Raw genomic sequence first — 24,221 nt, 5'->3', positions numbered from 1 at the left:
TGTTATTTGTCAATCTCTTTCACTTTAATATCTTGTGCCTCCTCCTTTAGCAGAATTTCTTTCACCAATTCATCCTGATTTCCTGCCTCATCCAAATCAACAATAATCAGAAATCGATCATCGGTTATTCTTTCATCATGAATGGGGTTGTTTGCACCAGGTCCTAATTTCGATCGAATCAAGAAAGCAAATACCATCGCAAAAGCAGCAAACAAAACAGTCAACTCAAAAGTGATAGGTATAAAAGATGGAATGGCAAAGTGTGGCTTACCACCAATGAACAAAGGATAATCCACTACAAATGCCCATGCCTGGAAACCAAAGGCTATGATACAGCCAATTGCTCCTCCAATAAAACCAATTGTTGGTATTCTTGATCGCTTGAAACCTAAAATTGGATCCAAACCATGAATTGGGAAAGGAGTAAGAACATCCTGAATAGTAAGCTGCTTGTCTCTTAAATCTTTTGTCGCTCTTAAAAGATTCTCCTCATCCTCGAAATATGCCGAAATGTATCTCCTCATGTCTCTAATGTTTTTCTTTGGTTTCAGATTTATCTTTTTGATCTCCCGAACTCTTCAGTACACTCTTTACTTCGGCAATGGCAATTACCGGAAATACTCGAATGAACAGAAGGAAACAGGTAAAGAACAGGCCAAGTGTTCCTATAAAAATTCCAACTTCTACCATTGTTGGTTCATACATCGACCAGCTGGATGGCAAATAGTCACGGTGAAGAGAGGTTACAATAATTACAAATCGTTCGAACCACATTCCAATATTGATGAATATGGACAGAATGAAGGTAAATACCAGGTTGCGTCTCAATTTCTTGAACCACAACAATTGTGGCGAAATTACATTACAGGTCATCATGATCAAATAAGCCCACCAATATGGTCCTGTTGCTCTGTTAAGGAAAGCGTACTGCTCATACTCTACTCCAGAATACCATGCAATAAACAACTCGGTGATATAAGCAATACCAACAATAGACCCTGTAGCAATGATAATCTTATTCATCGATTCGATATGACCAACGGTAATGTAGTTCTCAAGGTTCAAGACTTTTCTGGTTACAATCAGCAAGGTAAGTACCATGGCAAAACCAGAGAAAATGGCCCCTGCAACAAAATAGGGCGGGAAGATGGTGGTATGCCAACCGGGGATCACCGAGGTGGCAAAGTCGGTACTTACAATACTATGAACCGAAAGCACAAGAGGCGCTGCCAAACCTGCCAAAATTAAACTGATCGATTCATGACGTTGCCAATGCTTTGCAGATCCGGTCCAACCAAAGCTCAACAATCCGTAAATCCATTTCTTAAATTTGGACTTCATTCGATCTCTTATGGTTCCAATATCAGGAATTAAACCCACATACCAGAAAAGCAGAGATACCGTGAAATAGGTACTAATGGCAAAAACATCCCATAATAATGGCGAGTTAAAGTTTACCCATAGTTCACGCGTATTCGGGTATGGGAAAACGAAAAATCCCAGTAATGGTCTACCCATATGAATTAAAGGGAATAAACCTGCACACATTACAGCGAACAATGTCATTGCTTCGGCCGAACGGTTGATACTGGTTCTCCATTTTTGGCGGAATAGCAGTAAGATGGCGGAAATAAAAGTACCAGCGTGGCCAATACCAACCCACCATACAAAATTGGTGATTCCCCACCCCCAACCAATGGTTTTGTTTAGTCCCCAGGTTCCTATTCCTTGCCAAATGGTATATCCCATCATGGCCAGGCCAAGCAGCAAGGCTGAAACAGTGAGGGTAATACCTGCATACCATGCTTTTCCGGGCTTGCCTTCGATAGGAGCGGAAATTTCATCCGTTATTTTCTTGTAGGTCTTCTTCCCCGTTACAAGGGGTTCTCTGATAGGCGACACATACATAGGCGTGGATTTATAATTAGTTCAATCTTTACTGTATAATTTAAACACTTGCTTATTTTAATCTATCATGTTTACTTAACAAGCTAAAAGTGAAAAGCGGAAAAGGCCCTTTACCTTTTACCTTCATTAAGCTTTTTTATTTCTAATCTTCGTTAAGTAGCTTACCGATGGTAAGGTGTGAATCTCTTCGAGTAGATGGTAATTTCGCTTGCTGGAAGTTTCTTTTACGAGCTTGCTCTCTTTATCGTTTAAATCACCAAAAATGATGGCTCCCGATGGACAAGCCTGCTGGCAAGCGGTCTTGATTTCTCCATCTTTCACTTTTCTGCCTTCAATCTTAGCATTTAGTTTTCCTTCCTGAATTCGTTGAACACATAGCGAACATTTCTCAATCACACCTTTGGCTCTGATGGTAACATCAGGATTCAGTACCATTCGTTTCAGGTCAATGGTCATTTCTGCCACATCGTGCAAATTGTTTGGTATCGAATCGGCTTTGGTATAGTCAAACCAATTGAAACGTCGCACCTTATAAGGGCAATTATTACCACAATACCTGGTCCCGATGCATCGGTTGTAAGCCATTTGATTCAAACCTTCGCTACTGTGATTGGTTGCAGCCACCGGACAAACATTTTCACATGGAGCATTATCGCAATGTTGACACATTACAGGTTGGAAGGAAACATCAGGATTGAATTCATCTCCCGAAAAATACCGGTCGATTCTGATCCACGACATTTCGTGTGCTCGAATCACCTCTTTCTTTCCAACTACGGGGACATTGTTTTCCGACTGACAAGCAATGGAACAAGCACCACATCCCACACAGGAATTTAGGTCAACCACCAATCCCCAATGGTGATTTGGAAACTTTGGTTTTTCGTAAATACTTGCATTTTCGTAGGCATGATGAGATTCATTCCCAGCCGATGGATTCTTCTTGTACTCTTCCAGTCCAGCTTCACGAACAATGGCTCTTCCTTCCATAGAATGATGCGTTTGCGTCATGGCCAAATTGTATATTTCACCCGTTTTTACCAGCTTGACATCTCCTGTAAAATCATCATTGGATGGTAGCAAGAAGTTTACATTTATACCAACATTCTTCCCAACAACACCGCAAACCTGACGCCCATAGCCAGTAGCAACTGCCACTGTATTGTATGCCTGTCCAGGTAGAACATACACCGGAAGTTTCACTTGAGAATTCAGTTCAACTACATCTCCGGTTTCCAACATCATTTCTTCGGCTTGCTTCGGCGAGACACATAAATAATTGTCCCAGCAAATTTTCGTTACCGGGTCTGGCATTTCCTGTAACCAAGGATTATTGGCCATCTTTCCATCGCCAATGGCAATACTTTCGTACAATTGCAGTTCTATACCTTTGTTATCTGCTTGTTTTGCCAGTTGATTCACAAAGCTGTTCATATTGGCCAGGCTAAACTTCGTATCGAAAACTGACTTTACGCCAGGTTCAAATACACCTTGTTGTAATGTATGATTCCAGAAAGTTGTAAAATTTGGATAAGCCGTTTGCATTGGGTACATGTTCTTTTCCCAATGATTTTTTATAAAGTTAAGATAGTTGCTATCCTCACCCATCCAACTCAACAGGCTTGATTGGAATTGGCGCGTGTCGAAAAGCGGACGAATTCCTGGTTGCATCAAGCTGTATCGATTGGTTTTGGGTTCAAAATCGTTCCAACTTTCCAGGAAATGATTATCAGGAGCAAGCAAACTCATCAATGCAGTCGTTTCATTTGGAACCTCATCCATGGCCAGACTAAAGTCTATCTTTTTCAATGCATCAGAAAATTCTTTTCCCTGCTGGTAATCGAATACCGGATTCACCCCATAGCTTATTATTCCCTTTAGTTTACCGGATTTCATATCTTTCAACAACTGATCCATATCTGAATCATTGGCTTTGAAAGTATGTAGTTGTTTGTCTACCCTTAAAGTAGAACCATAATTCTCCAACTCGAAATTAATAGCGTTTACAATCACTTGCACACTGGTATCCTTCGACCCTGACACAACCAGTGATTTCTCTTTATACGACCACAAATCTTTGGCGATTTGTTTCATATTATCATTACTTGCCGGAACTGAATAAATCTCTTTCCCTGCTAATTTTAAAATCTCATTGTAAAGCTGCACAATCAGAAGTTTTTGCTCTGAAGGCTTTACAGGAATCCTTTTATCGGCATTACTACCAGTAAGCGACAATCTTGATTCTATTTGGATATGATGAGACATGGAAATGTTGCCATTGCATAGTTTTCTCTTCTTGGTATATTGCCTGATATGCTCCACAGGCATTAACCATGTACCCAAAAAATCAGCATCAAAACTTACAATCATATCTGCATAATCAAATCGGTATTCAGCAACACCCGCTTTACCAAAGCACATTTCGTTTGCTTGAATTAGTGCTAACGCAGATTGACTATCATATTGTACCCATTTTACATTTGGATATTCGGCGATGAACTTCTGAATAACACTAATGGTACTTGGACTGTAAATGCTCGAAGTCAGCAATACAAATTGTTCATTGGCGTTTTTAAGACGATTTAATTCCTTCTTAACTGTTTCATCCAATTCTTCCCATGCTAACTTCTGATTTCCTTTCTTAGGATGTTTGTATCGACTTGTATCATACAAATCCAAAACGGAAGCCTGTACTCTTGAGCTGGTTCCTCCATGGGTCACGCCCGATAAATCGTTTCCCTCAATCTTAATTGGTCTTCCCTCACGAGTTTTAATAAGAATGCTACAATAATCGTTTCCTTTCGCAAAGCTCGACGCATAATAATTGGCTTTACCTGGAGTTACTTCTTCAGGTTTGATCAAATAGGGAATGGCTTTTTGAACTGAGTTCTCACAACTTGCAACTACGGTACTAATGGCAAGACTGAAACCACAAAGTTTCAAAAAATCACGTCGGTTACTCTTGGAAGCATTTTCATTCTTATCGAAAATATCTAAAATTTGTTCCAGATTCCCTTTAGGCATTGCTTGATCAGGAACAGAGTTTTCTCCATTTTTAAGTTCGGTAAGGCTTTTCCAATATTTATTCATCTGTTTATAATTTACTTATTAAGACCAGATGGAACTTTCCATTCGCAAATAATTATAATTGTGATAGTTAATAATTATTTTCTCAAGGACGTCTCATTGGTAAACGATTATCAAGTGACATAAATTAAGATGCTTGGGTTCTACTCGCAGTCCATTAGTAATGACAACGAGCACACTCCCTTCCTCCGACATCCGTTACTCTAACACTATCTATTGCACCCGAAGTAAGTTTCTCGTGTAACTTTTTAAATGATTCAGAATAATATCCGTTTTCGCGAAAATCAACTGCAGTTTTATCATGACAATCCAAACACCAGCCCATCGAAAGATCTTCGACTTGTTTTACTACATGCATTTCTTCAACCAAACCATGACATTCCTGGCAATCTCTCTTACCCACATTGGCATGTTGTGCATGACTAAAGAAAACATGATCAGGCAACTGATGAATTCGTACCCACTCTACGGGTGTATTACTTTCGATGGCTGCATGAATCTTATTGATTTCGAATTTACCCGAATTGGTTCCCTCACGCACAATAACATGGCAATTCAAACATAGATTTACATGAGGTATTCCAGCCGATTTGCTCTCATCTACGGTAGTGTGACAATATCGACAATCAATTTTATTGTCAGTTGCATGAATTTTATGCGAAAATTTGATTGGCTGAATGGGTGCATAATTCTGCTTGCGACCTAGTGCCATCGCACCTTCTGCAAGCATCTGAATTTGGTAACCAAAAGCAAATACAAAAATCAGTACCGGAATTATTTTATACTTGATTTTCTTCGTAAAAAAAAGATCCACCAAAGCCAATGTGATTAAGGCTCCCAAAAAGAAAAATACAATCAGGTTGTTCACCTTAGGTTTAGTATCATAGAGAACACCACTATTCAAATCCTGCAGGTAAGATTTAATGTATCCTAACTCCTCATCAGAAAAGGAATAGTTTTGATGAGATTCCTCCATTTTTTTGCCCAAGGGAGACATTAAAGCCGAACGAAATTCAGCAATCGATTTATTGGCAAATGTTCCTGCAATAGCTTTAGCAGAAGGATTCCAGTTTAGTGTGTCGATATAATCGATATTGTGACATGAAACACAAGATTGCCACTCTACAGGAGTTCTGGTTAATCCTTTAAACAATCTTTCGCCTCTCTTTTCACTATTTAAAAAATAATCGAAATGACCAGAATGATCATCTTTCGCAATAGAATCAGCCTCACTAGCAAGAATTTGAAATGGGGCAAGCAGCAAAATAAATATGAACAAGGCACATGTTAATCTGTAGGGTTTACTCATAGGTCAGGCATTTATTACAGATAAGGTTATATAATAGCAATTCGCAATCGTGCAATGTCAAATTGACTGTTTCTTTACTCTTCTCCCCTACAATTCATCAATATTTCAAGAAACAATCCAAGCGTTTTTTTTTCTTAAACGACTCGCTCTCTACCAAATATAACAATTTAAACTATTAAATCACAGCCTTTTCACATAACAAACTGCAATAATTAGCACAGCTAATAAAAGATAAGGGAGTCTTCTATTAGTATTTCCTATGAATTCCTGTATTTCAAAAAAAATTGAAAAAAACCGTTTCTAAATAATTTCTGTACTCAAAAATGGATATAAATAAAAAGATGCCTCATTAAATATGAAGCATCTTATAAATTAAATTCTTATACTTTTATTATTCTAGTAATGAATCTAAAATACCTCCACTACTCTCTTTTGAGGCATTGGGTCCTGCAGGGCTTAGCTGACTTACCAACTTACGAATTGGCATAGATTGCAGCCAAACTTTTCCTCTTCCACTTAGTGTAGCAAGAAAAAGACCTTCTCCACCAAACAACATCGATTTTAATCCTCCAGATTGCTGAATATCAAAATTAACACCTTCCTGATAACCTACAATACAACCTGTATCAACCCTTAGGGTTTCTCCATTCAACTCATGCTCGATTAATGTTCCTCCTGCATGAATAAAAGCTTTACCATCTCCTTGTAGTTTTTGCAGGATGAATCCTTCTCCTCCGAAAAAACCAGAACCCAATTTTCGATTAAAGTGCATACTAATTTTTGTACCCAATGCAGCACATAAGAATGCATCACGCTGCACAATTACTGAACCTCCTAACTGCTCTAAATCCAAAGGAACAATAGTCCCCGGGTATGGAGCTGCAAAGGCCACATGACTTTTCCCCATCCCACGATGAGTAAAATGAGTGATAAAAATAGATTCGCCGGTTATTTTTCTAGACGCAGCACTTAGTAATTTTCCGAACAAGCCTTTGTCAGGTTCCGATCCATCACCCATTTTTGCTTCAAATTCAATTCCTTCTTTCATATAAAGCATAGCCCCAGCTTCGGCAATTACCGTTTCGTTCGGATCCAATTCAATTTCTACCAACTGGATATCGTGCCCTTTAATCTCATAGTCTATTTCGTGTGATCTCATAAAATGTTTTTCTTTTAAAGTTAACAGATTATCGTAAATAACTCTTTATAGACATCTAATTTTATTGTATTCATTATTATTCAATCAAAAGAGAATCAATACTTATTTGGTAGTAAAGCAAGATAATCTGTAACTTTAGTACACCTATTAAGAATCTAATCAGAGAGCTGTCATGAAAGTATTAATTACAGGAGGTGCCGGATATATTGGCACTGAGCTATGCAGGAAATTGAATCAGAATCCAGAAGTTAGAGCAATAACCGTATTGGATAATTTAAGTCAGGATAATTACAACCTGTTTCTTCACTCTCAAATTAAACCTGGAAAGGTCAAGTTTGTTAAAGGTGAACTCTTAGACTCCAGAACACTCGACAGTTTGATAAAAGATGTGGATGTTGTGTATCATCTGGCAGCTGAAAATACGGATGATGAGAAACTACATCAAATACACGAACAAGTAAACAATTGGGGAACTGCCGAATTGATATATGCTGTTGAAGACAGCAATGTAAAACAATTTGTTTATCTCAGTTCAACTGAGGTATACGGTTATTCCAATCAAGAATATGATGTTTATTCTATGTTGGAGCCAACATCATCATTAGGTAATTCGAAGTTACGAGGCGAACAACATGTTGAAAGGATTATGCCAAAAATCAACACTCAAATAATTCGATTGGGTAATGTATTTGGCTACGGAGTAAGTATGAAAATGAAAGGAATTCTAAACAATCTTCTTTTCAATTCGCATTTCGTTGGTAAAATCTCAATTCATGGTAGTGGCAATCAAAAACTACCTTTCATTTCCCTTGACAAAACAACCAATATTCTGGCAAATTTGTTAGGTGGAAAGTTAGATTCGGGAGTTTATAATCTGGTAGACTATAATAAATCCATTATGGAATTGGTAGAAAGTGTGCAGCAACAACATTCTGACATCGAAATTGTTTTCACCAATCAACACCTTGAATTACCACAGCAAATTGTTAAAGTTGATGATCGAATTATGAAATTATACCAGGGAGAGGTGTTGGGCTTTGAAGACGAAATCAATCTTCTGAAGAATCATTTTGAGGCATCAAGTATATAGATTAAGCTTTTGGCTTATAGTAAAAACGGATGACTCTATCGAATCATCCGTTTTTGTTATTTAACTCTTAAATATTGTATTGTTGATTTTTCAGGATCTTTTGAATCAGATCCTAATCCTATTGTATCGTTATTTAAAAACTCAACTTTAAACTCTTTATTCGTTCCCAAACCATAAGTAGCAAATAATGCACTTCCTATTTTCTTCTCTGTCAACCTAAATTGAGAATTGGAAGACCTCTTAATATTTGTAATCCAAGTTTCATTTGGTTCCACAAAAAATCTCACATACTTATTATCGTTTATCTCAACAACTTTACCAACTAAACTTCCTGAATCCGTTTTCTTTATCTCGATCTTAATACCTTCCAGCATAGACCTTCCTTTTAATTCCCATGTCCCAATGAATTTATCCATTGAAACCTTTTTCATACTTTCTGTGTTGCAAGAAGATAAGGATAAAAGTATGCAAGCGATAAAAAAAAGATTAGTAATTAGTATTCTAATTTTCATATTTCAATAGTTAAATATTCTCTGTTAATTTCTTGACAAATCGATATTGATTAAAAAACTCTTTGGCAATCACACGCAAAATGGTATATGATGGTATTGCCAGCATCATTCCAATAATTCCAGCCATACTTCCTGCCATAATAATTACAATGAAAATCTCCAATGGATGTGCATTGACACTATTGGAATAAATTAATGGTTGGAACAAAATGTTATCGATAACCTGTACACAGGCAAAAACCAATGCCATATAACCAAGTAGAGGTAAAATTTCTGTGTAAAAATCAGCATGTATGTTTGTTGCAATTCCTATTATCATTCCAAATGTGGCTCCAATTATCGGCCCAATGTAAGGAATCACATTCATCATGCCTGCAAAAAGTCCAATTACCACTGCAGTTCCAAAAGGCAAACCAACTATACTTAAGCCAATGGTAACCAAAAATCCCACTAATATTACCTCAAAAAACAAACCCACAAAGTAACGCATCAGTAGGTTTTTGATTGAATCCAGTACGTGACGAACACCCTCTTCGTGTTTTGCTGGCACCATTAAAACTACACCACCAGTAAATAAACTGCTATCCTTTAAAAAGAAAAATGTGATGAACGAGATGGAGAAAAGTGCAATAAATATATTTCCCAATGTACCTGCCAATGAACCGAATATGGATGATACATCAGAAATCTTTACAAAAGAGGTGAAATTATCGATTACAACAGCTTTCAGATTAAAATCATCTCCTTCTGCAGAATATTTTGCAATTAATGTTTCAAGATTTTTAATAGGTTCTTCCAAACTGTGAGCCGCTGCGTTTACATCAATAGTAGATAACTCCTCGGCTTGCGCGGCTACCATTGGTATAAATGTGCGGAAAAACATTACCATTACAAACCAAAGTAATATCAGGGTAATTCCTGCCGATAAAGCCGGTGGACAGGTCCATTTCTTAAATTTCACCTTATTCAAAAAATCGACTACAGGTCGTCCAATGAAAGATAAAACTACCGAAATTAAGATGTAAGCAACAATATTGCTAAAATACCAAACCATTAATCCTAAAATGATTAAACCAATGGCTACCAAAATATATTTCCCTTTTCCGTTCATTCTTGAAAAGCAATTAAATGTGTAATATCAGTAAGGAATAACTGAACTTAAAAGTAAGAATTTTTATGACACTAAGGTCTACAAAATGAAAAAGGCTCTCGATTTGAGAGCCTTTCTTCTAATTTTTATCCTGATTATATTTTCAGTGGATTCTTAACTTTCTGCTTCATTAAAGCAATCTCAAGAACTTCCATAATCTCATCTACAAAATGGAATTTTAATCCTTTTAAGTAAACATCCTTAATTTCTTCGATATCTTTCTTATTCTGATTACAAAGAATAATCTCCTTAATTCCGGCACGTTTTGCTGCAAGGATCTTTTCCTTAATTCCACCAACCGGAAGTACTTTACCTCTCAATGTAATCTCACCAGTCATCGCAATGTTTTTCTTCACTTTACGCTGTGTAAAGGCTGAAGCCATTGCAGTTACCATGGTTACACCTGCCGATGGTCCATCTTTTGGAATTGCTCCTTCCGGAACGTGAACATGAAGATTCCACTCATCGAAAGCTTCTTTCTTAATGTCTAAAGAATCACAATGTGCACGTAGGTATTCCTGAGCCAATAATGCCGATTCTTTCATCACATCACCAAGATTACCTGTTAAGGTTAGCTTTCCTTTTCCTGCAGAAAGACTTGATTCTATGAACAGAATTTCACCTCCAACTGAAGTCCAGGCCAATCCGGTTACCACTCCAGCATAATCGTTGCCCTGATACTTTTCGCGGCTAAACATTTCGGCGCCCAAATACTCTTTTAAATCTTCAGATTTAAGATTTACATCGTATTCTTCATCCATAGCAACCTTTCGTGCAACTCTACGCATTATTTTTGCAATTCGCTGATCAAGAGCACGAACACCAGACTCGCGAGTATATTTATCAACTACCACTGCAATTACCTCTTTCGATATTTTTATGTGATCTGAAGTAATACCATGGTTCTCCATTTGTTTTGGGATCAGGTGACGTCGAGCAATCTCAACTTTCTCTTCCTGAATGTATCCACTAACATCAATCATCTCCATACGGTCGCGAAGCGGTGCCGAAATAGATCCAACATTATTAGCAGTTGCCACAAACATCACTTTCGATAAATCGTAATCTACCTCAAGGAAATTATCATGAAAAGCGTTGTTTTGCTCCGGATCCAATACCTCAAGCAATGCAGAAGATGGATCTCCTCTAAAATCGCTACCTACTTTATCGATCTCATCCAAAATGAATACAGGATTCGATGATCCGGCTTTCTTCATGCCTTGAATGATACGACCTGGCATTGCGCCAATATATGTTTTTCTGTGTCCACGGATTTCTGATTCATCATGTAATCCACCCAAAGACATTCTGACATACTTTCTGTTCAAAGACTCTGCGATCGATTTTCCCAATGAAGTTTTACCAACCCCCGGAGGTCCGTAAAGACATAAAATTGGAGATTTCAAATCACCTTTCAATTTAAGTACCGCCAGGTGTTCAATGATACGGTCTTTCACTTTCTCCAAGCCAAAATGATCATTATCCAGAACTTTCTGAGCATGTTTTAAATCGAAGTTATCCTCGGTATATTCACTCCAAGGTAAATCCAGTAATTCCTGCAAATAGTTCAATTGAACTGAATATTCAGCAGCAGCTGGGTTCAATCTTTGTAACTTCTTTAACTCTTTCTGGAAAGTTTCTTCAACCTCTTCAGCCCACTTTTTATCTTTGGCTTTTTCTTCCAGCTCCATTACATCCTGGTCGTTCGGACTTCCGCCCAATTCATCCTGAATGGTTTTCATTTGCTGGTGCAACAAATATTCTCTTTGCTGCTGATCCATATCAGTCTTCACTTTCGACTGAATATCATCTTTCAACTCCAGAACCTGAACTTCACGAACCAAATATTCAAGAAGTTTCATTGCTCTATCGCGAATATTATCAAACTCAAGCAATCTTTGCTTCTGATTATGCTTTATCTCCGAGTTACTTGAAATAAAGTTGATCAAGAATGATGAACCTTCGATGTTCTTAATTGCAAATGAAGCTTCGTTTGGAATTTGAGGTGATAACTTGATTACCTTAATGGCAATATCTTTAACCGAAGAAACCAAGGCTTTGTACTCGTTATCTTCCACCTCGGGACGCTGATCCTTGATGGTTTTGATACGACCCACATGAAATGGTTCTTCGCTAATAATCTCTTCAAGCTCAAAGCGCTTTTTCCCCTGAAGAATCACCGTAGTGGTTCCATCAGGCATTTCAAGAATTTTGATAATTTGAGCCACGGTACCAATTTTATTGATATCCTCGAAGTGTGGTTCTTCAACACTCAAATCAATTTGAGAAGCTGCTCCCAACATTCCTTTGTTGTTGTAGACCTCGCGAACCAACTTCAACGATTTTTCTCTACCAACAGAAATTGGAATTACAACTCCTGGAAATAAAACTGTATTTCGAAGAGGTAGTATTGGCAAAGTGTCAGGTACCTGCAACTCATCCAATGCACTTTCATCCTCATCGGTTATAATTGGAATAAAATCCGAATCTTCATCCATCATATTCGACAAAACTATATCACTAATATTGAATTCTATCTTACTACTCATTATCTCGTCTGCCTTTCTTACATTATATCTGTAAAGGAAGTAAGTTTTTATTAAACTGATGTGACAAAATGTCGCTTCCTCTAAAAAAAAATTTGCTGCTATGTACTTGGCAATCCCTGTGCCAAACAAAAAAGTCCTCACATTTTTTTGTAAGGACTCTTCATTTATACTTTAAAATGATTTTCTGTACTCTTTTGTCATTTCAAAAATGTGAGACAGAATCCTCTTTTCAACATCATCAAATTCTTTTCCTCTACGTTTCATTACCAAATCGGCAACTTCATAAGTTGCATTTAAACGGTACTCTTTAAATCCATGGTGTCCTCCCATTGAGAATGACGGAATAAAGTTGCGAGGGAAACCTGCTCCAAATACATTCGAACTTACGCCAATAACGGTACCCGTATTCAGCATGGTATTAATGCCCAGCTTAGAATGATCACCCATTATGGTTCCACAAAATTGCAATCCTGTTCTTGCAAAATTTTGGCTTACATAGTTCCAAAGCTTCACCTGCGAATAGTTATTCTTTAAGTTAGAGTTATTGGTATCTGCTCCAATATTACACCACTCTCCAAGTACTGCATTACCAAGGAATCCATCATGACCCTTATTTGAATAGCCAAACATTACTACATTATTCAACTCTCCTCCACATTTACAATAAGGCCCCAGTGTTGTGGCTCCATAAATTTTTGCTCCTAAATTCAGAACCGAATGTTCACACATTGCTAAAGGTCCACGCACTAAAACACCTTCCATAATTTCAGCATCTTTACCAATATAAATTGGCCCTTTTTGTGCATTTAATGTTGCAAACTCAACAGATGCACCTTCTTCTATAAAGATATTCTCCTTGCCCAATACATTTACAGTATCCGATATGGGTTGAGATTGTCTTCCTTCCGTAAGCAAAGCAAAATCCTGACGCAAGATTTTATCATTTAATGAGAAAATATCATAGGTTTTGTTAATTCGATCAAACTCTCCTGTGAATTCGATAGCATTTACACCTTCCAATTTTTCCTTTTGTACCTGTGCGATCTCATCAGCATTTAAACAAGCAGCAATCACAAGGTTATTTGCAATTAAGAAATCTCCTTCCCTTAAATTCTGAATGGCATCAATCAATTCCTTATTTGCTATAACAGATCCATTGATTAAAATGTTCGTATCATCCTTTTTTAAAGGATACTTCTCACTCAAATATTCTTGAGTTAAAAAGCTAAATTCAGTGTTTAATAAACGTTCCCACTTCTCGCGTATGGTAGTAATTCCAATGCGGAGCTCGGAAACAGGACGAGTAAATGTAAGAGGAAGCAATTCGTTCCATGCTCCATCATCAAAAAGAATATAATTCATTGCAGTAGTAATAGTAAATCCCCCAAGGATTCGTGTGTTTCAAATTTTATGTATGGTCAAAAATACAAAAAAAGAGTTGAATAACTTGCCTTGATTGTACATAGTAATTCTTCGCTCAGAAATTTGCACAAAAAAAAAGCTCCGATATTCGGAGCTTTTCTTCTATAGTAATTTTTGATCTTACTTCTTGAACTTCTTGTAACGGTTCATGAACTTGTCTACACGTCCAGCAGTATCTACCAAAGTCATCTTACCAGTATAAAATGGGTGAGATGTATTAGAAATCTCTAATTTTACCAATGGATACTCTGTTCCTTCAAATTCGATAGTTTCTTTAGTGTTAGCAGTAGACTTCGCTAAAAAAACAGTTTCGTTAGACATGTCTTTAAAAGCTACCAAACGGTAGTTTTCCGGATGTATTCCCTTTTTCATTTTAAATATCCTTTAAATTTCTTATAATCTTCTTCCAATGGAGTGCAAAGGTAGATATTGTAATTTATTTTGCAAAGAATTATTTAATTATTCTGCACTTTCCTTCGCTTTTTTCCTCTTTGCTTTATCTCCTCTGTTTTCCAGAGGGATAATAGGTGTTCGATTAAAAGGTTTATTTCGGTCAAAAAGGTATCTATAGGTGAAATGAGTCTTCATTTTAACTCCACCAACCGATTCATAAATGGAAACCATTTTTGGATTAAAATCACCCACCCATGATAATTCCATTTCATTGTATTGAGGTTTGCGTTTCATCACCTTGTCCATATGCCAGAAGATCGCCGACTCCACACCAAATCTCTGGTATTTCGGTACAACTCCCATAATGGTAATACGAGCACGAGTAATTGTTTTTCTTTTCAGATAATACAAGAACTTTAACTTGTTCCAAAGGTTAAATTTCCCATTCATCTTTATCAGGATCTGATTGATATCAGGCATTGCAACAAAAAATGCAATTGGTTTTCCCTCATGATAAGCAAACCAAATGAATTCCTCCTCAATTACTCCTTTTCCTTCTCTTGCAATCTTTCTAAGATCTTCCGGATCTATTGGCGAGAAATTATCATGAAATTTCCAGGCTTCATTGTATACCGAAATGATATCCTGTACGTACTTTTCTGAGTTATCGTATCTAAAATGCTCGAAAGTAAAGCCTGGTTTCTTTGCAATCCACTCGGCTATTTTCCAAAATCGCTCTGGAAATTTCTTACTTAAATCAAGATGATAGCTGTATTGTTCGAAGAATACTTTAAAACCATATTCTTCAAAAAACGCTTTGTAATACTTCTGATGATACGGCATTCCATATCCTTGAGGAATAAATCCATCTACCAATAATCCCCAGTGGTTGTCGTTCTCTCCAAAATTTACCGGGCCATCCATGGCTTCCATACCATTATCACTTAGCCAACTTTTTGCCGTATCGAACAATAAGAACGCTGCCTTTTTGTCATCGATACATTCAAAAAATCCACACCCACCTGTTGGTTGTTCATAAGTATGTGCTTTCTTCTCGTTTATGAAGGCAGCAATACGACCAATGGTAGCTCCATTCTCATCCTGCAGAATCCAACGAATGGCTTTACCGTGGGAAAAAAAAGAGTTATTATCTGGATTAAAAATCCCTTCTATTTCGGCATCTAACGGGCGAGCATAGTTTGAATCGTTCTTATACAGCTTTCCGGCCAGATCCAAAAACTCGGTTCGATGCTTCTGATTTGTAACTTCAATAATATTCACAAGAAACTTCTTAAATATGGATACCTTAAATTAATTAATCGCGATTGGCAATTTTAGCCAACAATCTCAATAGTTCAACATACAGCCAAATTAAGGTTACCATTAATCCAAATGCGCCGTACCACTCCATATATTTTGGTGCTCCCGATTGAGCTCCTTTTTCTATAAAATCAAAATCCAATACCAGATTCAATGCTGCAATCACAACAATAACCAAACTAATACCAATGCTCAATAAACTTGATCCGTAATAGAATCCATTTCCGATTCCAAACATGTTCATGATCCAGGTTACCAAATAAAATAGCATGATACCACCAGTAGCAGCAACAATTCCTGCCTTAAATTTTTGTGTTACTTTAATTAAGCCTGTTTTGTAAGCAAATAACATGGCAAACAAGACTCCAAATGTTAAGCCTACAGCCTGCATTACTATACCGGGATATGCAGCATTCATTAATGCAGAAATCCCTCCTAAAAACAAACCTTCGAACAGTGCATAAAAAGGTGCTGTATAAGGTGATGCTTTTGGTTTAAATACAGTTATCAATGCCAAAATTAAACCACCAATTGCTCCTCCAATCATCCATGGATATACCGATGAAGTGATTTCGCCAGTACTGGTTACAGAAACCATTCCCCAAGTGAAACTTGCAGCAGCTACTACAAAAAACAGCAACATTGCAATTTTATTCACAGTTCCGTTAATGGTCATCGTTTCACCATAAACTTCTGCTCGTGAAGTTTGAAATATTCTTTCGCTTAATACCGGATTAGAACTCTTTGTTAATGCCATATATTCTAGTTGTTTATCTACAATAATTCAATAGTTATGATATAATTTTGAACCTCAAATTTACTCTGTTTAATTCTGATTTCCTAGATTTTTAAACCATAAGGCTCTTAAATAATCTTAAAATAATCTACAAGTCAAGCTCATACTGCAAATCATCCCATACTTCCTGCCAATTTTCATCCTTGGCACGCAAACCCCTAACCTTTTCGCAAATGGTATCAGCGATCTCTTTGTTCACGCGAACCATTTTGCCCAAACTTCTTTTCAATTGATTTCTCAGATAATATTCATCGATATTGCTTGGAATCATTTCTACAAATTTGAACAACTCTTTAACCTTCACTTCATCCTTTTTCATGGCCAGACGACCAGAAATAATCACTGCACACAATACCCTTCGGTAATTTTCCGATTGCAACCATTCCGGTATCAATTCATAAACATTTGGCATATTCATGAACAAATTCATGCTTACCTGCTCTATCAGCTCATTGGAATCCATTTCATCCAACCAACGATTGATTTGATCCTCATTCACCTTTTCGGGCTCTTCCAACAAACTGGCCAGAATTTTTGTTTCGCGAAATGCTTTTGTCCAAAGTTTATGTGCCAGCAAATGATCTTTCGAATACCCACTTGCCAATTCTCTCAAATTAACAATTGTTGCCCCTAATGATTTCTGATAGTTCAAACCATATTTTTTCATTTCAGAATGGGTTTCACCATTGCGTAAAATTTGAACTTTCTTAAATATTTCCTGAAAAACTGCTTCCGTTTCCTTATCGTCGATAAAAAATTCCATTTTTTTTAATTTGTTAACTGCCTACAAAGGTAGACTTTATAATTCTTTGGAAATATTTTTTTCATTTTTATTTGGATGATATGTCAGGATTTCTCTATATTTGCACCGCTAACGCGAAAATGGTGGATGTAGCTCAGTTGGTTAGAGCGCTGGATTGTGGTTCCAGAGGTCGCCGGTTCGATTCCGGTCTTTCACCCTACTTTTTTTATTACATTACATGGTGGATGTAGCTCAGTTGGTTAGAGCGCTGGATTGTGGTTCCAGAGGTCGCCGGTTCGACCCCGGTCTTTCACCCTAAGAGAAAAGCAAGTTCTGTTTGAGCTTGCTTTTTTTTGTTTTCTTATTTTTCATTTCTCTGCTTTAACAGATCTCTTATTTCCGTGAGCAACTCTATATCTTTAGGTGTAGAAACGCTTTCATCTTTAACATCCTCACCTTTTCGCCTAAGCTTATTAATCACCTTTACTACTGCAAAAATCACTAAAGCAATAATGAAAAAATCCAAAGTAACCTGAATAAAGTTCCCATATTTCAGCTCCACCAATTCATGTATAATTTGTCCATTAGCATCCAATTGTTTTTCCTGCAAAACAATGCTAAGATTCTGAAAATTAACCTTCCCAACTACCATACTAAATGCTGGCAATAGCACATCGTTAACCAGTGATGACACAATTTTATTGAAAGCAACTCCTATAATAATCCCAATGGCCATATCGAACATATTGCCTTTTATTGCAAATTCTTTGAATTCCTTTAGTATCTTCATTTCATATATAATCTTTAATGGCAGTTTCAATTTATGAATATTTCCTAAATGTTACTGCTCAGCTTAAAAGCAAATTCACTTTTACAATGTCGTTATTTAAATGAAATGTCTGATAACACATAAATAATTATCACTTTTAATCCATGAGAAAATATAATTCCAAATCAGATAAAGAAAATCCAATATTTAAAGTTCTAGGACTTTTAATCCTATCGATTTCAATATTAGTTCTAATTCAAAATAATAAAGAAAAAGAAATTAAAATGTTTGGAGTAAACAACTCTGCTGAAGTGAAAAATATAGAATTTGTGAGCTTTATCGATAATGCCAAATCACAACAGAGAATTTCATTTTATCGCATCAAAATTCAGTATAGGTATGATGGAAGCTCATACTCTAGAACCCTTGAATTGCAACCACAAGAATATAAAATAACGATCGGACGCAAATTAATTAAAGGGGATAAAATATCAATCGAACATTCTTCCAGAAATCCAACTAATGTAAAAATCAAAGAAAAGCACTAAAGTTTATGTTTTCAAAATTATTAAATCAGTCAACAGACAAACTAATTGCAACTCTTTTTGCACCATGGCTTTTATTAGCTTTCATCCCTTTTTTACTTGATTCTTTTCGAACTAAATACTCCTTAGATTTATTTTTCTTAATTCTTTGGATGCAACTGACTATGATTTATACTCTTTCCTATCACACACTAATTTTACTAAACTCAAAATCATCAGATAAGCTACAAGCATCTGCTCTAAAATTCAAAATCCATAGTGTTTTAAATTATTTATTGTGCACATTCTGGTTAGGCCTAATAGTATCTCCCATTGAAAACATTACTTTTTTAGCCAGCCTCCCTTTCCTAATTTTAATCTTATTAGTTTCGGAAATATTAAGGCTTAAAACAATTGCCAAACAAATGGTTTCAATAGAATTAAACAGAACAGCTAAGCTCAAAGATTATCTTTCAACTCTATTTCTGCTTACAAGTATTTACGGAGCTTGGAACATTCATCAACGCATAAAAATGATAACCCAATACAAAGCAATAAACAAGCCCTAATCAAACGAATAAGCCAAAGAAAACACATTGGAATATCGAGCGATAGACTGGTCGCCAACATCGGTTAATGCATAATCCAATCGGAAGTTTTTGTAGTTAATTCCCAAACCAAGGTTGGGTTGAAAGGTCCAGCTTTTGCTGTTGTCAAAATCTGTTTCTTCCTGAAAATTGTTTACTCCTGCACGCAGGAAAATAAACTTTTTAAAAGAAGCTTCTATTCCCATGTGTGGATCGATACTTATGGGATCGCCCTGTACCAGTACATTTCGTTTGCCATCGAAAGTAAGATCGGTATTGAACTCGGCCAGTAAAGCAAACTTATCAGACAATTGAAACTCCCTGCTCACACCCAAAATCAGCTTTGGCAAAGTTAGCTCGGTTGAATTCTCAGGAATTTCGTTGCCTGTTACTGCGAACACCTCTTCCAACTGATCGGTTTTAAATACCCATGAATTGAAAGTGCTTGTGGCATCGCGCAAAAGTGCACCAAACTTCCAGGAGGATGTGCTGTAGGTCGCTGCCAAATCGATTCCAAAACCATAAGCCGAAGCAAAATCGCCAGTATGGCGGTAAATCAGTTTTACATTTCCCCCAACATCTAATCCTTTGATTCCCGTTTTTCGGGCATATGAAATTAGCAAGGCATAATCGGCAGAGGTAAATGTTGTAATGCGATCGTAACGCAGATTTCCATCCTTATCGATCAGCTCTAAAGTGTTCGGGATATCATCTACCCCAAAACGTATAAAACTGAAAGCAATGGTACTTTCCTTATTCAACTTCACTGCCAATCCTGCATAATCATAGGCCGACAAACCTCCAAAATACTCGGCATGCATAGCTGCCACATCGTATTTATTATCAATTTTAACCAATGAGGCAGGATTCCAGTAAGCCGCCTCAACATTCGATTGAGATGCAACACTGGCATTTCCCATGGCAAAAGATCGGGCTCCAACTCCTATGGAAAGGAATTCATTACTGTAGGTAGGAGCTGAAGTTTGCGCCATCGACAAACTGCAAAATCCTAATATTAAAAAGAGTGTGAGTAATACTCGCATATTGTACAATTCTAGAATCGTAAAAATAATATGCTTTTTTTAATCTGTAGCATAATTGGGGTGTAAATAAGTAGAATCGAAAAATTCACTTATTTTTGTGAATCTACAAACAAAACAGAAAGCATGAGCATTGTAAAACACATCCCAAACACCATTACCTGTTTAAATTTATTTTCGGGCTGCACAGCAAGTTTACTGGCCGTTGAAGGTCATTTAGAGTTGGCAGCAGCTCTGGTTTTAGTCGCTTCTGTATTCGACTTTATGGATGGTTTGGCGGCTCGAGCACTAAAAGCTTACTCGGCCATGGGTAAGGAATTGGATTCGTTGGCAGATATGGTAAGCTTTGGTTTAACTCCAGGTTTAATTGCCTTTGGTTATCTGAAAATTGCAATTTTAGGTGATGCATCTGTCGATTTTAATCCGGATGAATTGAGCATTTCGCAAATGGCAATTCTTCTATCGGCATTTATTATTCCTATTTTTTCGGCTCTTCGCCTGGCAAAATTTAATGTAGACGAAAGACAAGCAGCTTCGTTTGTTGGTGTGCCTACACCCGCAAATGCAATGTTTTGGGCTTCGATTCCTTTGGTATTGTATTTTGGCGATTATCCTTTTATTGTTGAATGGTTAAGCAATCCTGCAATTATTATTGCAGCCATTGTAATTACTTCGCTTTTGCTAACGGCAGAAATCCCAATGTTTGCCTTAAAAGTAAAAAACCTAAGCTGGCAGGATAACAAAATCAGATACTTGTTTTTAATGAGCTTAGTTTTATTGGCCGTATTGGTAAAGTGGCTTGTAATTCCACTTGTAATTTTTATTTACATCCTATTCTCGATGATTGATAATCTTACGAAGAAAAAATAAAAACCAGAATAAATAGAAACGCCGCAAAGATGATTTGCGGCGTTTTTCATTTTATACTTTTATCGGTTACTTGTTGTATCTTAATTCCTCTATTGGTTCTTCATTCTTCTTAAAATAATTTTCGAAATATCGATAGGCCAACCATACGATTAAAATAGCAACAAAAAACAATCCTATTCTTTCTAAAGTTCCTAATCCTAACATCTCCTTCCATGTAATAGCATCGGGATTAGATTTGCTGAGAAAAAAGGCCGTTCCATTATTCACAGCATGAATGATCATACAAAGCAGAAGCGATTTTGTTTTCCAGTATAGATATCCCATTACAATTCCTATTAAAAAAGCTACAACAAATTGCCATGGATTAAAATGCATAATCCCAAAAAATACTGCCGACCAAATAATCGCTTTCCAGGGATTATAGTTTTTTAGTAATCCATCCAGCACAATTCCTCTCATTAATAACTCCTCTAGGATAGGTGCTGCAACAGCCACTGTTACAAATCCCCAAATGTTGTCCTGCATCATGTTCTTAAATAAATCCATTAACCACTCAGGTGCTGGCACCCAACTGGTGATTTCAATATTTATTACCAACATGCATAAGGTTACAATTACCACCATAGGCAGAATAACCAGAGGGAATGGATTAAATGCAATGGCGCTTTCATTTTTATGATTTTTCTTTTTAAAACTTATAGCAATAAAAATCATAATGCCTAATGGTACTACATAATTAACAAAACTCATAGGGCCTTGCAAAACATCTCCCAGTACATACTGAATTAACCCAACAGGTATACTGTATCCAATCATAACCAGCAATAAAATTCCTATTATTCCCCACGATTGCTTAATGCTTGGATATGCCATTTTTTCGGTCTTAACAGCTTCTTGCTTTTCTGTGTTCATTTCTTCCATCTATTTTTCCGATAATGTATTGTTCTTTTGAATTACTACCTGCTCCTTTATGGAGGATAGCATATGCGTAAATAATTCTCTTAATTCTCTATAATAGTCTTTACTGAAGAAAGCTTTTTTAATCTCGAAAAGAGTCCTCACCTGCAAGCCATCAGTTTGTTTTTTTGTTGTTATCAAATACTTCCCAAAACCTTCAGAAAGTTTAATAACTTTTGACTTTGGCCAATCCTCAACATGAAACCCTTCGGGAAGCTTTATATTAATAAGAATAGACTGATATCGATCATAATTAAAATCAATACGATATTGCCTATCTTCTTTTAGAAATGGATTATCTTTAAAAATATTAGGGATGGGTTCAAAATAGATCATATCGTTTTCTAAATCCACTTCTGTCATTGGCAACTTACATGTGATTTCCAAAGGTTTATTGACTTTATCAAGGCTAAGCACCTGAATTGAATCTTTATTCAATTCTACTTCCGATTCATCAATCATGGTTTTCAGAAACTCTTCCGAACCAAACTTCTTGATGTACTTTCTTGATTTTACTGCATAATAGCCACTCTCTATAATTTTAAAATTACAGTTTGGATCATCAATATTTGTAAGATCATAGTTTAGCACCAACTGTTGACGAGATTTTTTATATGCCACTACCTTATCCCATCGAGCTTTATTTTTTTCGATCACCAAAGCAAAGTAATTCAAGTCACTCTCTTCCAATAACTGATATGGCCGATAAGGGGAAGTAGCATTTAAAAACAGCTTCTTTCCAAATATTTCTACATAAGCTAAAGCCTGATTGAACTGGCTCATCAAAGGATAGCTCTTTTGTAAAAGTCCTAAGTTATTGGTACGAGTTAAAGCAGGTTCAGCTTTTAATCCGGCTTCCCTTAAAAGCAAAACCAACAGGTAATTTATCTCTGAATTTGAAGCTACCTTTTCTTCTAAGATTTTTGGAGCAGATTTTTTAGGATATAAACGATATTCTCCATCCCACTTTACCTGAGTTCGAACATAGTCATATATCTTCTCCAATTTTTCCCAATTGTTTTCATCTCCATCTAAAATTTGCTCTACAACTTTTTTAGCATAGCCTTTTCTTCCAAAAAAATCGAATGCTTCTAAATATTCTCGGGCCAACTTATCCCATGTCGATTTTACCGTAACAAATTCAATACCTCCAGCTATTCCATCGGCATTTTTATAATACCCCGTTAGCTGAAAACGAATTTGCTCAACAAAATCCATATGGTTATTCACATATGGCTCTTCTTTTATCGAACTTAAATTGGTTAATATCCACTCATTGCTACTTACCGATGGATATTTCGCTGTTAGCCTATGCCCAAAGCTTACCATATTATATCTAAATGATTCTGGAATACTTACCTTAACAGAACTGTATAAGCTTGGAATATCATCTTGAAAATACCATGTATCCAAGTAAGAGTAGAAATTGGAAACCAGCGTATATTTATATTCTATTATTGAACCCACCTTTACATTTGGCATCCCAAAACGTACAGCTCCATAAGTTTCATTCAAGTCAACATCGAAAACAGACTTCCCATTAAGATCAGTGACCTCTTTGCTTTTATTCTCATCAAAATTTATGGTGTGTCCTTTGACTGATGTGATCTTTTCCAATCCATCTTTTCGCCAATATGGGAGTTCTATATTGGCTTTATCTAACCCCTCTTCCTTAAGAATTTTAACCCTAACGTGATGTCGGTAATTTATTGATCTGTAACTTACATCAACCACACAAGTTTTACTTAAAATAACAGCAACTGCATCTGTTTCGTAAGAGCATTCTGATAGTAAGATTTCATCTTTTGAGAATTTCCCAAACTTTATTCCTTTTGCATGAGAACAATAACCCATCATCAACAGACAGATTATCAACAAATAAGCTTTCGCCAGATTTTTCATAAGGTGAGTATTTTTTAATCACCTTAAATTAAACAAAATCATAAATATTATGAACGCAAAATCACAACAAATTGTTAAATCACAACAATATAGATTCTGTAAAAATAAAAGCTCAGTTAAAATATTCCTGCAAGT

21 protein-coding genes and 2 tRNA genes are annotated in these 24,221 nt (G+C 36.4%); 6 read left to right on the top strand and 17 right to left on the bottom strand.

Annotated elements, in window-relative coordinates; all coding sequences use genetic code 11:
* Nucleotides 1-2 precede the first annotated feature (2 nt).
* From NQ163_RS00750 to NQ163_RS00730, 5 genes are all read right to left on the bottom strand, one after another.
* The gene (locus NQ163_RS00750) at nt 3-524 is read right to left on the bottom strand and encodes a DUF3341 domain-containing protein (protein ID WP_268188420.1); all 522 of its coding nucleotides are present in this window, start codon (nt 522-524) and stop codon (nt 3-5) included.
* A 4-nt stretch (nt 525-528) separates the two neighbouring features.
* Nucleotides 529-1,908 (bottom strand): NrfD/PsrC family molybdoenzyme membrane anchor subunit, encoded by a 1,380-nt coding sequence (nrfD, locus tag NQ163_RS00745; RefSeq protein ID WP_268188418.1) that lies wholly within the window; start codon nt 1,906-1,908, stop codon nt 529-531.
* A gap of 126 nt (nt 1,909-2,034) precedes the next feature.
* Nucleotides 2,035-4,998, bottom strand: a complete 2,964-nt coding sequence (locus NQ163_RS00740; protein WP_268188417.1) for a 4Fe-4S dicluster domain-containing protein — start codon at nt 4,996-4,998, stop codon at nt 2,035-2,037.
* Nucleotides 4,999-5,152: 154 nt separating this feature from the next.
* The gene (locus NQ163_RS00735; RefSeq protein WP_268188416.1) at nt 5,153-6,304 is read right to left on the bottom strand and encodes a cytochrome c3 family protein; all 1,152 of its coding nucleotides are present in this window, start codon (nt 6,302-6,304) and stop codon (nt 5,153-5,155) included.
* A 391-nt stretch (nt 6,305-6,695) separates the two neighbouring features.
* Nucleotides 6,696-7,463 carry a TIGR00266 family protein gene (locus NQ163_RS00730; RefSeq protein WP_268188415.1) on the bottom strand — a complete coding sequence of 256 codons (768 nt, stop codon included), beginning with the start codon at nt 7,461-7,463 and terminating at the stop codon, nt 6,696-6,698.
* Between the two features lie 172 nt (nt 7,464-7,635).
* Between NQ163_RS00730 and NQ163_RS00725 the strand changes: the two genes are divergently transcribed.
* Nucleotides 7,636-8,553: an NAD-dependent epimerase/dehydratase family protein gene (locus NQ163_RS00725; protein WP_268188414.1), complete on the top strand. Its 918-nt coding sequence runs from the start codon at nt 7,636-7,638 to the stop codon at nt 8,551-8,553.
* 56 nt (nt 8,554-8,609) lie between these two features.
* Here NQ163_RS00725 and NQ163_RS00720 read toward each other — a convergent pair whose 3' ends face one another.
* The 8 genes from NQ163_RS00720 to NQ163_RS00685 form a co-directional block, all read right to left on the bottom strand.
* The gene (locus tag NQ163_RS00720) at nt 8,610-8,969 is read right to left on the bottom strand and encodes a hypothetical protein (protein WP_268188413.1); all 360 of its coding nucleotides are present in this window, start codon (nt 8,967-8,969) and stop codon (nt 8,610-8,612) included.
* A 106-nt stretch (nt 8,970-9,075) separates the two neighbouring features.
* Nucleotides 9,076-10,176, bottom strand: coding sequence for an AI-2E family transporter (locus NQ163_RS00715; RefSeq protein WP_268188411.1), 1,101 nt, complete (start codon nt 10,174-10,176; stop codon nt 9,076-9,078).
* Nucleotides 10,177-10,310: 134 nt separating this feature from the next.
* Nucleotides 10,311-12,764 (bottom strand): endopeptidase La, encoded by a 2,454-nt coding sequence (lon, locus tag NQ163_RS00710; protein ID WP_268188410.1) that lies wholly within the window; start codon nt 12,762-12,764, stop codon nt 10,311-10,313.
* A 171-nt stretch (nt 12,765-12,935) separates the two neighbouring features.
* Entirely contained in the window at nt 12,936-14,126 is a 1,191-nt protein-coding gene (locus NQ163_RS00705) for a GlmU family protein (protein WP_268188408.1), read from the bottom strand.
* A gap of 180 nt (nt 14,127-14,306) precedes the next feature.
* Nucleotides 14,307-14,558, bottom strand: coding sequence for a type B 50S ribosomal protein L31 (locus NQ163_RS00700; RefSeq protein ID WP_120238494.1), 252 nt, complete (start codon nt 14,556-14,558; stop codon nt 14,307-14,309).
* An 87-nt stretch (nt 14,559-14,645) separates the two neighbouring features.
* Nucleotides 14,646-15,860, bottom strand: coding sequence for a GNAT family N-acetyltransferase (locus NQ163_RS00695; RefSeq protein ID WP_268188407.1), 1,215 nt, complete (start codon nt 15,858-15,860; stop codon nt 14,646-14,648).
* A gap of 34 nt (nt 15,861-15,894) precedes the next feature.
* The gene (locus tag NQ163_RS00690; RefSeq protein WP_120238493.1) at nt 15,895-16,656 is read right to left on the bottom strand and encodes a Bax inhibitor-1/YccA family protein; all 762 of its coding nucleotides are present in this window, start codon (nt 16,654-16,656) and stop codon (nt 15,895-15,897) included.
* Nucleotides 16,657-16,783: 127 nt separating this feature from the next.
* Nucleotides 16,784-17,458 carry a DNA alkylation repair protein gene (locus tag NQ163_RS00685; protein ID WP_268188406.1) on the bottom strand — a complete coding sequence of 225 codons (675 nt, stop codon included), beginning with the start codon at nt 17,456-17,458 and terminating at the stop codon, nt 16,784-16,786.
* 121 nt (nt 17,459-17,579) lie between these two features.
* Between NQ163_RS00685 and NQ163_RS00680 the strand changes: the two genes are divergently transcribed.
* Together NQ163_RS00680 and NQ163_RS00675 are read left to right on the top strand one after the other, a co-directional pair.
* A tRNA-His gene (locus NQ163_RS00680) sits at nt 17,580-17,655 on the top strand.
* A 22-nt stretch (nt 17,656-17,677) separates the two neighbouring features.
* Nucleotides 17,678-17,753, top strand: a tRNA-His gene (locus NQ163_RS00675).
* A 45-nt stretch (nt 17,754-17,798) separates the two neighbouring features.
* Here NQ163_RS00675 and mscL read toward each other — a convergent pair.
* Nucleotides 17,799-18,227, bottom strand: coding sequence for a large-conductance mechanosensitive channel protein MscL (mscL, locus tag NQ163_RS00670; protein ID WP_268188404.1), 429 nt, complete (start codon nt 18,225-18,227; stop codon nt 17,799-17,801).
* Nucleotides 18,228-18,370: 143 nt separating this feature from the next.
* Between mscL and NQ163_RS00665 the strand changes: the two genes are divergently transcribed.
* Both NQ163_RS00665 and NQ163_RS00660 read left to right on the top strand, forming a co-directional pair.
* Nucleotides 18,371-18,754, top strand: a complete 384-nt coding sequence (locus NQ163_RS00665; RefSeq protein ID WP_268188403.1) for a hypothetical protein — start codon at nt 18,371-18,373, stop codon at nt 18,752-18,754.
* 5 nt (nt 18,755-18,759) lie between these two features.
* A complete protein-coding gene (locus tag NQ163_RS00660; RefSeq protein WP_268188401.1) occupies nt 18,760-19,299 on the top strand; it encodes a hypothetical protein in 540 nt (179 codons plus the stop codon).
* Here the strand turns inward: NQ163_RS00660 and NQ163_RS00655 are convergent.
* A complete protein-coding gene (locus NQ163_RS00655) occupies nt 19,296-20,360 on the bottom strand; it encodes a PorV/PorQ family protein (protein ID WP_268188399.1) in 1,065 nt (354 codons plus the stop codon). The two genes, NQ163_RS00660 and NQ163_RS00655, sit on opposite strands and share 4 nt — an antisense overlap.
* A gap of 123 nt (nt 20,361-20,483) precedes the next feature.
* On the opposite strand from NQ163_RS00655, the gene NQ163_RS00650 reads away from it, so the two are divergent.
* Nucleotides 20,484-21,227 (top strand): CDP-alcohol phosphatidyltransferase family protein, encoded by a 744-nt coding sequence (locus tag NQ163_RS00650; protein WP_268188398.1) that lies wholly within the window; start codon nt 20,484-20,486, stop codon nt 21,225-21,227.
* 66 nt (nt 21,228-21,293) lie between these two features.
* Here the strand turns inward: NQ163_RS00650 and NQ163_RS00645 are convergent, their stop codons facing one another.
* Both NQ163_RS00645 and NQ163_RS00640 read right to left on the bottom strand, forming a co-directional pair.
* Nucleotides 21,294-22,139, bottom strand: coding sequence for a CPBP family intramembrane glutamic endopeptidase (locus NQ163_RS00645; RefSeq protein WP_268188397.1), 846 nt, complete (start codon nt 22,137-22,139; stop codon nt 21,294-21,296).
* 9 nt (nt 22,140-22,148) lie between these two features.
* Entirely contained in the window at nt 22,149-24,086 is a 1,938-nt protein-coding gene (locus NQ163_RS00640) for a DUF3857 and transglutaminase domain-containing protein (protein ID WP_268188396.1), read from the bottom strand.
* Between the last annotated feature and the right edge of the window lie 135 nt (nt 24,087-24,221).

The organism is Marinifilum sp. D737 (genome assembly GCF_026672275.1).
In the GTDB taxonomy this organism is placed as follows: Bacteria; Bacteroidota; Bacteroidia; order Bacteroidales; family Marinifilaceae; genus Marinifilum.
This window is presented reverse-complemented; position numbering and strand designations above follow the sequence as displayed.

Coding starts and splice junctions, on each gene's coding strand:
- NQ163_RS00750 (WP_268188420.1), bottom strand. CDS start 524: ATGAGGAGATACATTTCGGCATATTTCGAGGATGAGGAGAATCTTTTA.
- nrfD (WP_268188418.1), bottom strand. CDS start 1,908: ATGTATGTGTCGCCTATCAGAGAACCCCTTGTAACGGGGAAGAAGACC.
- NQ163_RS00740 (WP_268188417.1), bottom strand. CDS start 4,998: ATGAATAAATATTGGAAAAGCCTTACCGAACTTAAAAATGGAGAAAAC.
- NQ163_RS00735 (WP_268188416.1), bottom strand. CDS start 6,304: ATGAGTAAACCCTACAGATTAACATGTGCCTTGTTCATATTTATTTTG.
- NQ163_RS00730 (WP_268188415.1), bottom strand. CDS start 7,463: ATGAGATCACACGAAATAGACTATGAGATTAAAGGGCACGATATCCAG.
- NQ163_RS00725 (WP_268188414.1), top strand. CDS start 7,636: ATGAAAGTATTAATTACAGGAGGTGCCGGATATATTGGCACTGAGCTA.
- NQ163_RS00720 (WP_268188413.1), bottom strand. CDS start 8,969: ATGGATAAATTCATTGGGACATGGGAATTAAAAGGAAGGTCTATGCTG.
- NQ163_RS00715 (WP_268188411.1), bottom strand. CDS start 10,176: ATGAACGGAAAAGGGAAATATATTTTGGTAGCCATTGGTTTAATCATT.
- lon (WP_268188410.1), bottom strand. CDS start 12,764: ATGAGTAGTAAGATAGAATTCAATATTAGTGATATAGTTTTGTCGAAT.
- NQ163_RS00705 (WP_268188408.1), bottom strand. CDS start 14,126: ATGAATTATATTCTTTTTGATGATGGAGCATGGAACGAATTGCTTCCT.
- NQ163_RS00700 (WP_120238494.1), bottom strand. CDS start 14,558: ATGAAAAAGGGAATACATCCGGAAAACTACCGTTTGGTAGCTTTTAAA.
- NQ163_RS00690 (WP_120238493.1), bottom strand. CDS start 16,656: ATGGCATTAACAAAGAGTTCTAATCCGGTATTAAGCGAAAGAATATTT.
- NQ163_RS00685 (WP_268188406.1), bottom strand. CDS start 17,458: ATGGAATTTTTTATCGACGATAAGGAAACGGAAGCAGTTTTTCAGGAA.
- mscL (WP_268188404.1), bottom strand. CDS start 18,227: ATGAAGATACTAAAGGAATTCAAAGAATTTGCAATAAAAGGCAATATG.
- NQ163_RS00665 (WP_268188403.1), top strand. CDS start 18,371: ATGAGAAAATATAATTCCAAATCAGATAAAGAAAATCCAATATTTAAA.
- NQ163_RS00660 (WP_268188401.1), top strand. CDS start 18,760: ATGTTTTCAAAATTATTAAATCAGTCAACAGACAAACTAATTGCAACT.
- NQ163_RS00655 (WP_268188399.1), bottom strand. CDS start 20,360: ATGCGAGTATTACTCACACTCTTTTTAATATTAGGATTTTGCAGTTTG.
- NQ163_RS00650 (WP_268188398.1), top strand. CDS start 20,484: ATGAGCATTGTAAAACACATCCCAAACACCATTACCTGTTTAAATTTA.
- NQ163_RS00645 (WP_268188397.1), bottom strand. CDS start 22,139: ATGAACACAGAAAAGCAAGAAGCTGTTAAGACCGAAAAAATGGCATAT.
- NQ163_RS00640 (WP_268188396.1), bottom strand. CDS start 24,086: ATGAAAAATCTGGCGAAAGCTTATTTGTTGATAATCTGTCTGTTGATG.